General features: G+C 59.8%; 4 protein-coding genes and 1 other RNA gene. All 5 read right to left on the reverse strand.

What is annotated here, in order from left to right; genetic code table 11:
- Positions 1-340: 340 nt before the first annotated feature.
- The 5 genes from AAA138_RS09610 to ffs all read right to left on the reverse strand — a co-directional run bounded on the left by AAA138_RS09610 (position 341) and on the right by ffs (position 10,223).
- Positions 341-4,429 carry a fibronectin type III domain-containing protein gene (locus AAA138_RS09610; protein WP_349090636.1) on the reverse strand — a complete coding sequence of 1,363 codons (4,089 nt, stop codon included), beginning with the start codon at positions 4,427-4,429 and terminating at the stop codon, positions 341-343.
- A 779-nt stretch (positions 4,430-5,208) separates the two neighbouring features.
- A complete protein-coding gene (gene bilS / locus AAA138_RS09615; protein ID WP_349090637.1) occupies positions 5,209-5,760 on the reverse strand; it encodes a flavodoxin family protein BilS in 552 nt (183 codons plus the stop codon).
- A gap of 323 nt (positions 5,761-6,083) precedes the next feature.
- Positions 6,084-7,943, reverse strand: coding sequence for an ABC transporter ATP-binding protein (locus tag AAA138_RS09620; protein ID WP_349090638.1), 1,860 nt, complete (start codon positions 7,941-7,943; stop codon positions 6,084-6,086).
- A complete protein-coding gene (locus AAA138_RS09625) occupies positions 7,944-9,788 on the reverse strand; it encodes an ABC transporter ATP-binding protein (RefSeq protein WP_349090639.1) in 1,845 nt (614 codons plus the stop codon). It lies immediately after the preceding gene.
- Between the two features lie 339 nt (positions 9,789-10,127).
- An RNA gene (ffs, locus tag AAA138_RS09630) (signal recognition particle sRNA small type) lies at positions 10,128-10,223 on the reverse strand.
- Positions 10,224-10,441: the final 218 nt, after the last annotated feature.

Here is a 10,441-nt window from a genome sequence, read left to right on the forward strand (position 1 = left end):
GGGCCTGTATCCCGGTTCGTCTGCCCGGCCGGCGCCTCGGTATTGAAGCGCGGCTTGTCATGGGGGAATCTGCTGAACATATATAAGTTGAAGGCCACGTCATGTGGCCTTCTTTGTATCCGGAAAGCGTGTCCCGGAATTCTTGTCTGGAATGGGATGCAGTTTCCGCTCAAACTGGGATGGATTTTCCGGATGAGGGCTTGACGGAAAATGTGTCCCGTTCCGGGCGCTAATTGTGGGATGCAGTTTCCGCTTGCGGAGTCTCCACTCAACAGAAAACCCGGGTGGCCTGTTTTTTGGCTACCCGGGTTTTTGGGTTGTCGATATGTTCGACTGGCTACTAGTGGGTCTTGCGGCGCTTGATCAGCATGATGAGGGCTATCACTACGAGCGTTGCTCCCGCTGCTGCTGCGGTGGCGACTAGGGCGAATGTTTGGTCGCCGGTGTTTGCGAGGTTCTTCGCTGTGGTCGTAGTCTTGACCTTGGTGTCGGTCTTAGCTCCGTTGTCGGACTTGGGCTTGTCCGGGTTCGTCGGGGTCTCAGGAGTCTCGGGGTCCTTCGAGCCTTCGGAATCGGTTGGGCCGGCGGTGTTCACCAGGGTATGGTCCAGGAACTTCTTGGCGCCCGCGCTTGCCTGCGAGAACAGGCGGCGTGTGCGGATCGGAGCGGCGTTCACCGTCTCAGGAGCCTTCTCCTCGGCCGCGATGTTCACCAGTGTCACACCGGTATCGAGGCCGACGTTGTTGTATCCCACGTGGCAGTAGTACTGCGCGCCGTCATCCTCCGCCGTCAGGTCAATCTCGAGCGTTGAGGCCGTTCCGGCTGGGAGGCTGCCATCGGCAGCCACGCGCTGGAACTCGGCCTCGCCGCGAACCTTGCGGTACCAGATATACGACGGCGCCAGCTCCGTTTCACTGCCGCCGGCATTGCGCTGCGTCACATGCCCGATCGCCGAAAGCGTCAACTTGTCTCCCTCCGCGCACTCGACCGAAGAGTCATACTCGAGGGCCGACCTCTCCGCTGTATCCGCCGCAGGTCCGCTCACGGTCATCGTCATGCCAACGGGCATGGTCTTGACCGTGATGATTGCCGAGCGAATACCCGTTTCGGTCGTGGATCCATTTTCAACAGCTGCGATAGCGAATCGATACTCCGTGTTGGGCTGCAACCCATCCCAGGTAAGCGAGGTCTGCGTGTTGCCGGCAATCTTCCAGCTGTTGACGACGGCGTCCGCCGCATTGCTCTGCAGCATGCCCACGCCGTAGCTAAAGCCACTCTTGTTTGCGAGCACGTCGTCCCAGCTAAAGGTGATACTTGTCGAATCGACGGCGTTTGCCGTAAAGCCCGTCACGGCCGGCGCGTCGGGCATCTCGACGTCCTTAACGTCATAGCCCACGATCCAGAACTGATCGGTGTCCTTGGTGCCGAGCTTGTCGCCCGAGTCTGCCTCGAACTTGCCGACATCCACCGCGTTGACGCCCAGACGCCACACAAAACCGTACTTGCCCTGCGCGGCCTCGGGCAGGTTGTCGACGGTGCCGCCGTATTCGGTCGATTCACTCGAGGAGTTACCCGTAGTAAAGCCGGCGTTGGCACCAAAGCACAGGCCGCCAAACAACTCGTGCTTTGCGAGCTTCGCGCCCATGACAACGCTGCCGTTCAGCGTCAAGCCGAGCTCGAGCTCCTGCTCCTTGCCCTCCTCGACTTCGATGGTCTGCTCAATGCTCGCCCCCGACTGCGCGGCGGCGCCGTTAAACCCATCGTGCGTGTAGGCGCGCGTTACGCCAGGCTTGCCCAGGCCAAAGGAATCCCCAACGGGAGTCTCGCCGTTGAGCGTCGTTTGATAGGTTCCGGGTTCTCCCGACCGGTTGGTCAAAAAGTAGCTGAGCGGCGTCATATTGTGCTGTTTGGCAATGCGGTCATAGGCCTCGACATTAACGACCGAGGTCTGCGCGCCGAGCGACACGGGCGCCGCCATCACGCCCTTGCCACCAGTTTCCTCATTTTCGATCTCATACTCGTAATAGACCATCGGAATCGTGTAGAGCACGGCCTTGTCACCCTCGCCGGCATGCGACTCATAGCTTACGCTTGCGCTGACCGTGCGCTCGCTCCGGTAGTCATAGCATCCCTCGGCGGCAAAATCGACTGAAGCATTCATCGCGACCAGGGGCGGACCGGTCTGCACCTCGACGGCAACGCCCAACTCGGCGCCAATGGTATAGCCCTGGGATGTCCCCGTGCCCTTTTCCTCTCCGTATGACGTGCCGCCCAACACCAGATAGCCGTATGCCTGCTCCAGATCCTCAACATAGGGCGCATCCTGCAGCACGGCAAGCACGCGCGGGTTGGTATAGACCTTGTAGCGGTCCTTGTACGTGATCTTGACGCTGTCGTTGTCGACATCGGGCAGCGCGAGCGAGATAAATGTGCCGTAGGTAGTGCCGCGACGGTTGCTCTCGCTAATCACCTGCTCCTCGCCGCGGCGCACCTTTCCGTTCTCGTCGAGCGAAAAATGCGAGGCGGTCATCCAATAGTAGTCATCGTTCTTGCGCAGGTCCTCGTCGCGGTGCTTGCCCACCACGGCGATAAAGCTCTCGTTATAGCGGTCCGAACCCGAGACGCTGCCCGCCTTGACGTCGCTGATCCACACCTGCTCTATACCCTTATGGTCATGCTTGTTGCTGCTGTTGTATTGCTGACCGCTCATGCTCATGGTTCCGACCATGGACCCCAAGCCCTGAGCCCCGCTCTGTGCCGTGTTGCAGGCAAAGTCGCGGAACACATCGCCGCCCACGAGCACCTCGTCAACCGCCAGCTGCTCGGACAGGCCGTCAAGGTTGGCAGTGGCAAGGGCAATAGGCGCCAAGGTGCACGGATAGCGCTTATCCTGAGCGCTATCCTTCCATGCGCTGTTGGGCACATGCATCAGCCCATAGGAGGCGAGGAGCCCGTCTCTGTATTCCTTACAATCGGAAAGCTTGAACTCGCCAGACTCCGAGTCAAAATACGCGTAGCGGTACAGCGCGCCGTACAGCCCCTTGCTGCCGTCAGAAGCGCCGTAATCAAAAGCGCTGCGTTGCCAGTCATAGCCCGCAAGAATAAGGCCCGTGACGGTTTCACCCGTCTTCTTTCCTTCTTCATCGTAGGCGGCAAACGTGCCGAACGTCGCATTCGCAGCGACCATGGTCTTGCCGTTCGCGGAGAGGGAGATTGCGCCCGCGTCGCCCAGAGCATCGACATGGACGAGCGCACCCTTGGATGCATCCCACGAAAACAGCTCGCAATGCGTCGACTTATCAATATTCTTCTTGCCGTAGGGTGCCGAGACCACGATGGCGAGGTCATCGCAAAAATCGCGATCGAGGTCGCCGGCCGCTAGCGAAACGACAGGAGCTGACTGAAGCTGCGTCCAGGAGTCGTTCCCGCCCTTGTTGTGCGTGGTGTAGTCCGCGGCGTTACCGGCATCGATCTTGACGACGCTTTGCTTCCAGTTGCCGCCCTCCAAGTCATACATGTCGACTACAGCCTTGCGCACGCCGTTCTCGTCGACATAGCAGCCCGCGTAGACAAAAAGCTCGTCGACGCCGTCGCCATCGACATCGCCCGCCTCGACATCAAAGACGGCGTCGTGCTCTTGCAGGTAACCGGCATCCAGGTACTTAAAACGGCCTTCGTACATCATATTAGTGTTGACCGTCACCGGCAGGTGTGTGTCGAGAGTGCGCGTACGCCCGTTGCTAAACGAGTAGAGGACCAGCTCAACCTTTCCGGCGTATGACTTGCCGTCAATCGTCGTGGAGGAACTGTCGCCGTAGGCACGGAGCTCGGCAACGCGGCTCTTTTTGCCCGTGCTGGCGTCGCTGCAGAACTCAACACTCGTGGCGTGAATGCCCGAGAAACCGTTGTTGTCGTTGGCGAGTACTGTTGAGGACTCATTGTTGCTTAGGTACGACCAGGTGCCGCCACCGTAGTCGCTATGCTTGTAGAGATCGCTGTTCGTATCGAAGTTGTTGACGTTTTGCCAGAACTTTGCGGCACCCCACACACTTCCATAGCCATCGAAGAGTTTGCTGCTGCCGCCAATGTCACCGCGCTCGACGTTCTCGAGCTTGTCGCGCAGAGTGTAGCGATTGCCATGGCTACCGTTAGCTGCCATATAGACCTCGCTGCGCGTGGCAAACGTCGTGGGGGTATCAGTGGAATAGGGGCCAACGGTATCGGCCGGAATGTCCTCGCTCGTGCCCAGACCCAGGGCTTGATAATCCTGCTCGGTCATATCGGTGATTGCGGGCGCGTCTGCCGCCTGAGCAACCTGGGGCGTGGCCGTGAAGCAGGCGACGCTCGTGGCGATCAACGCAGCAAGCGCCGCCGTCCCAACAAGCGGGATTTTCGACAGCCTACGGATACGGGGGTGTGGAACGTACATGAGGGACCTCGCTTTATTCGAGTGGAGTGGACTCATTTTTGCAAATGATACATCCGATACCCGATATCACGTGTCTCATTTTTGAGAATCCGAGATGCCGCGGAAATCTTATCCCAGCTCAAAGGCCATTTCTGGGATGTATTTTCCGTCGAGTGCCTCATCGGGAAACTGCATCCCATTTCAAGCGTCGATTCTGGGACGCACTTTCCCCTTAGACCCTCAACCGGAAACCGCATCCCACTTTGAGCGCAAATTCCGGGATGCATTTTCCGCTTGAGCCTCATTGGGAAACGGCGTCCCACTTTGAGGGCTGATTGTGGGATGCATTTTCCGGTTTTGCTCTCATTGGGAAAATGCATCCCGTTTCTTGACCGAATAATGGGACGCAATTTCCCGTTGGAGCGCCTTTGGGAAAGTGTGTCCCACTTCGACCGCCCAGAGTGGGATGCACTTTCCGCAAAGCACCTCAACGGGAAACTACGTCCCATTCCAAAGGCAAATTCCGGGACGCATTTTTCGAAAGCCTGACCATCCGGAAAGCCCGTCCCACTTTGGACGCATCCGGGCACGGAACCATCGACCTATCAGGCCTCCCATCAATAAAGAGGCGTCCTCCCGGACGGCGGGGCACGAAGTTCATCGCGAGTTCCGCACACAAAGAAGGCCACTTAATGTGGCCTTCGTCTTGCGCAGGACTGTAGAGCAGGGAACTTCGTGCCCCGACGCCCGGGAGGACGTTTCATTTAGAAAGATGGACCGACCGCCGTCAGCGATGGGAGCTACTCCCCCAGCACGGCCTTTTTGGCGGCTGCAGCCATGTTGTCCAGATCTTCCTTGGTGGGGTGATCCTTTGCGGCGACCCAGTTATCGAGCAGCATCTTAAAGCGGACATTGTCGGGATCTTGCTCGAGCATGGCCTCGTAGCGCTGCTTGACCGCGGGGCCCATCTTGCCCTGACACATCGCCCAGCCCGCAAGCTCGGCATCGTTGGCCAAATTGGAGGTCACGCGGTCGATAATCTGCTGGTAATAGCTCTGGTCGGCGCCAAAACCGCAGGTGCCAAACAAGAAGACGCGCTTGCCGTGCAAGGCGGAGAGCAACGCCGCGACCGAAGGCGTGCACGCACCCTTGTCGCACCAAAAACCGACGAGCACCGTGTCGGCCGCGCAGGCGCCCTGCGCCTCGAGCGCAACCTGATCTGCGTCCGCATCGTCGCTCAACGCCGCAGCGTGGACAAACTCAACGCCCGCAGCCTGCAGAGCGCGCTTGATCGCACCCGAAACCATCCTGGTATTACCGCTCTTGCTGTTAACCACCAAAGAGCACGTCATGGTCACGTTGCCTCGTTTCCCCCAAAACTAAAGCCACTATTGCAATTTATTAGATGAATATCTTAGTACTAACGTAACAGATGTAAACCACCGTCTGTCGATTGGCGACGCAGACGACATCTTTGGACAGATTTCGAACAGTATGTACTTCGGATTGAAACCGCCGCAGAACGTTTCACGAATGGCCGAAAAACTGTTTCACAAAACGCCGTCAAATTGTGTCACGGAGTATCGTCAAAATGTTTCACGCGCTGGTAGAACGCTATATAACAAGATCGCTCTATGGGACAAACAAACCTGATTAATTTGCCCCACGGGCTTGCTCACTGGGCGAATTGGCTGCGGTAGAGTTCGGCGTAGAAGCCGCCTGTCGCTAGCAGCTCGTCGTGCGTGCCGCGCTCGATAATCTCGCCGTCGCGCATCACCAGAATGCAGTCGGCGTTGCGGATGGTGCTCAGGCGATGCGCCACCACAAAGCTCGTACGGCCGGCCATAAGCTCGTCGAATGCCGCCTGCACCTGCAGCTCGGTGCGGGTATCGATGCTCGACGTCGCCTCGTCCAGCAGCAGAATCGCCGGGTCGGTGAGCATGACGCGCGCGATGCACAGCAGCTGTTTTTGACCCTGGCTAAACATGCTGCCGTCCTCGCCGATGACCGTATCGTAGCCGCTTGGCAGCTGCACGATAAACTTGTGCGCGTGCGCGCGCTTGGCGGCTTCGATAACCTGTTCACGCGTGGCATCCGGGCAACCGTAAGCGATATTTTCCGCCACCGTGCCCTCGAACAGCCACGTATCCTGCAGCACCATGCCAAAGGCGCGGCGCAGGCTTGCGCGCGTGTAGCCACGCGAAGACCGGCCATCGACCATGATGCGTCCGGCATCGATATCGTAAAACCGCAGCAGCAAATTGATGAGCGTTGTCTTTCCGCAGCCCGTGGGGCCGACCAGGGCAAAACGCATGCCGGGCTTGGCCTCGATGCAGATATCCTGCAGCAGCTTGCGGTCGGGCACATAGCTAAAGTCCACGTGTTCAAAAGTCACCTCGCCACGCGGGGCGGCAAGCTCCACGGCGTCTGGCGCATCGGGCTCCTGCTCGCGGGCGTCGAGCAGTGCAAACATGCGGCGCGCCGAGGCATACGCCGTCTGGATTTGCGTAATGACGTTGGTAACCTCGTTGAACGGCTTGGTGTACTGGTTAGCATAGGACAGGAAAATCTGCACGCCGCCCACCGTAAGCGCCGCGGGCACGCCCGTGATCACGCCCACGCAGCCGATCACAGCGACCACGGCATAGATGATGTTATTGATAAAGCGCGTGCCGGGGTTGGAGAGCGAACCCATAAACTGCGCGCGCTCGCCTGCCGTATAGAGCTCGGCGTTGAGGGCGTCGAAGCGCGCTTGGGCGTTCGGGCCGTAGGCAAACGCATCCACCAGTTTTTGCTCGCCCACATACTCCTCGATATGGCCACCGAGCTGACCTTGAATGCGCTGCTGTGCCGTAAAGCTCTTGTTGGAAAGCTTAGCGATGGCGCCGGCTGCAAAAATGGAAAGCGGCGTGACGAGCACCACCACGAGCGTCATGGTCAGGTTGATGGAGAGCATAAACGCGAGCGTGCCCACAATGGTGATAACGCCGGTAAAGAGTTGCGTGAAGCCTTGCAGCAAGCCATCGCCAACCTGGTCGACATCGTTGACCACGCGGCTCATAAGGTCGCCGTGGGCATGGCTGTCGATAAAGCTGAGCGGCATGCGGCTGAGCTTGTCGCTCGCCTCCACGCGCATGTCGCGCACCGTCTCGTAGGACAGGCGGTTAACGCAGTAGCCCTGCAGCCACTGGAAGGCCGCAGCACCTACGACGACAATCGCGAGCTTGGTGACAAGCGGCAGCAGCGCATCGAAGTCCACCTGTCCGGCGGCGACGATCAGGTCGATGCCTTCGCCGATGAGGATGGGCGTATAGAGTTGCAAGATCACCGAGATGGCGGCGCTCACAAACGACGCCGTAAACGAAATACGGTGCGGACGGACGTAGCCCATCAGGCGGCGGGTCACCGCGCCCACGGGATAGCGCTCAGGGTCGCCAGGCTGGCGTGGGCCGTCGCCCAGGTCGTTGAGCTTGTCGTTGCCGGACACATTGGCCGTCATCGTGGCGACCGAACCGGACGAAGTGTACGGATTCATTTAGCAGCCCTCCCTTGCGCACGTGGATGCCGGGGCAGCCGGGGCGGATGCGGGCGTCGCGCTCCCCTGCTGGCCCTCGAGCTCCTCGCGGCGCAGCTGCGACTGGCAAATCTCGCGATAGAGCTGGCAGGTCGTATACAGATCGTCGTGCGTACCCAGGCCCGCGACCGAGCCGTGGTCGAGCACGCAGATCATGTCGGCATCGCGCACGGTCGAGACGCGCTGGCTCACGATCACCGTGGTCAGCGGGAGTCCGCCCGCGGCGGCCCCGCGTGCGCTGCGCTCGCGGATGGCATGGCGAAGCGCCGCGTCGGTCTTAAAGTCGAGCGCCGAGGCGGAATCGTCCATGATCAGAACCTGCGGCGAGCCCACCAGGGCACGCGCAATGGTCAGGCGCTGGCGCTGACCGCCGCTGAAGTTCTTGCCGCCCGCCTCGACCGGGGCGTCGAGCCCCTGCGGCTTGTTGCGCACGAACTCGCTGGCCTGCGCCATATCGAGCGCCGCCCAAAGCTCCTCGTCGGCCGCCGACTCGTCGCGCCAGGTTAGGTTGCTGCGGATCGTGCCGCTCACGAGCGACGCGCGCTGCGGAACAGTCGCAACCACATGGCGCAGCTGGTCGAGCGGCCAAGCGCGCACGTCGGCACCCATCACGCACACGCTGCCGGCGCCCGTGTCGTACAGGCGCGGGATGAGCGAGACGAGCGTGGACTTACCACTGCCCGTACCGCCAATAATGCCGAGCGTCTTGCCCAGTGGGAGTTCCAGCGTCACATCGTTGACAGCATTGGCCGCGCCGGCGCCAAACGAGAAGCTCGCATGGCTCAAGCTCAGCGCAGGAACGGGAGCGACATTGCCCGGCTTGGGCAGCGCGACCGGCTGGTTGCCCTCGTCGGTGATGCTCGGCACGCAATTGAGCACCTCGTTGAGACGCGACGCACTGGCGCTCGCCTTGGTAAAGACCACGACCAGGTTGGCGACATACACGATGGAGGTCAGGGTCTGCGTCATGTAGTTGACGAACGCCATGACCTGGCCCTGCGTGAGCTCGCCCACGTTGACCTGAATGCCGCCCACCCACAGGATGGCGCACACGCCCAGGTTCATCACCAGAAACGTTACGGGGTTAAGGATCGACGAGAGCTTGCCCACCGCAATTGCGACACACGCCTGGCCATCGGCCGCCTGGGCAAAACGCTCACGCTCGTGACCCTCGCGCACAAACGCCCGGACCACGCGGGCGCCCGAAAGACCCTCGCGGCAAATAAGCGCGATGCGATCGAGCTTTGCCTGCAGCTGCTTGTAGTACGGGATGCAGCGCGCCATGACAAACCAAAACACCAGGCCGATAGCGGGCGTGCAAATCAAAAAGATCATGCCGAGCTTAAGGTCGATGGCAAGGGCCGCGACCATGGAGCCCACCGCCAGGAAAGGCCAGCGGATGAGCATACGCACGCCCAGCGCCACGGCGAGCTGCACCTGGTTGACGTCGTTGGTAATGCGCGTGATGAGCGACGGCGTGCCAAAGCGATCGAGCTCAGCATAGCTCAGCTTGTTGATGTGCTGGTAGAGTGCGCCGCGAATGTCGGTACCCATACCCTGCGAGGTGAGCGCCGCCATCTTTTGGCAGACGAGCGTAAACGAGATGCCGATCACGGCCATGGCGGCAAGTACCATGCCGTAGTGGACGACAGCGTTCACATTGTGTGCGCCGATGCCCTTATCGATCATCTGGGCAATCACCAGCGGCGTCAGCAGGTCAAAGATCACTTCAATCAACTTGCACGCAGGGCCAATCACCATATACCGGCGAAATTTACCACCAAAACGCCTGAGCAGCTCAATCATAAAAAGGCGCTCCCTATCATCATCTCAATTCAATCTGATTCATGATAGTACGGAGAACCCTGGAGATGCGTAAGCAACTCGTTACAGATGTAAGGGCAACGGTCACTAGCGCCCAAGGCACGTAGCAGCCGATGTTTTGGCAACGCCAGCGAGCGGCATAACGCCGGGGATTCAATTATCAGATAAATGTGACCCTTCAGGCGGTTTTGGTCGGCTACCCGCGGGTGCCGGCAGGGCGCTTGGTAGTCGAGCGATCCCGCAGGCGAAGCCGAGGACCAGCGAGACACCAAGCGCCCTGCCGGCACTCGCGGGTAGCCGCGGCACCAAAAAACGCCTGCGCACTCGATGGATTCGGATGCCCGACAGAGGCTCCTTATGGCTGCTTCCTTCCGGACCTGACCAGATTCGGAACATGTCGTCATCCGAACCCATCGAACGCGCTAGGCGCTCGGTATATCTTACCCGCTCCAGCCCGATGGGGCAAGGTAGCTAATTTGGGACGGGGCTTTTTTGACTACTCGGGCAATCAGATCGACAAGTAGTCAAATAAGGCCCATCACAATTAGACTGGTCTGACGCCGTGCCACGAAAGGGGCCTATCTACTACGTTTAAGCCGAGGGGGTCAACCATAGCCGGCTTTTTCGAAAATCGA

The sequence above is a fragment of the Collinsella sp. CLA-JM-H32B genome, from assembly GCF_040098065.1.
GTDB lineage: Bacteria > Actinomycetota > Coriobacteriia > Coriobacteriales > Coriobacteriaceae > Collinsella.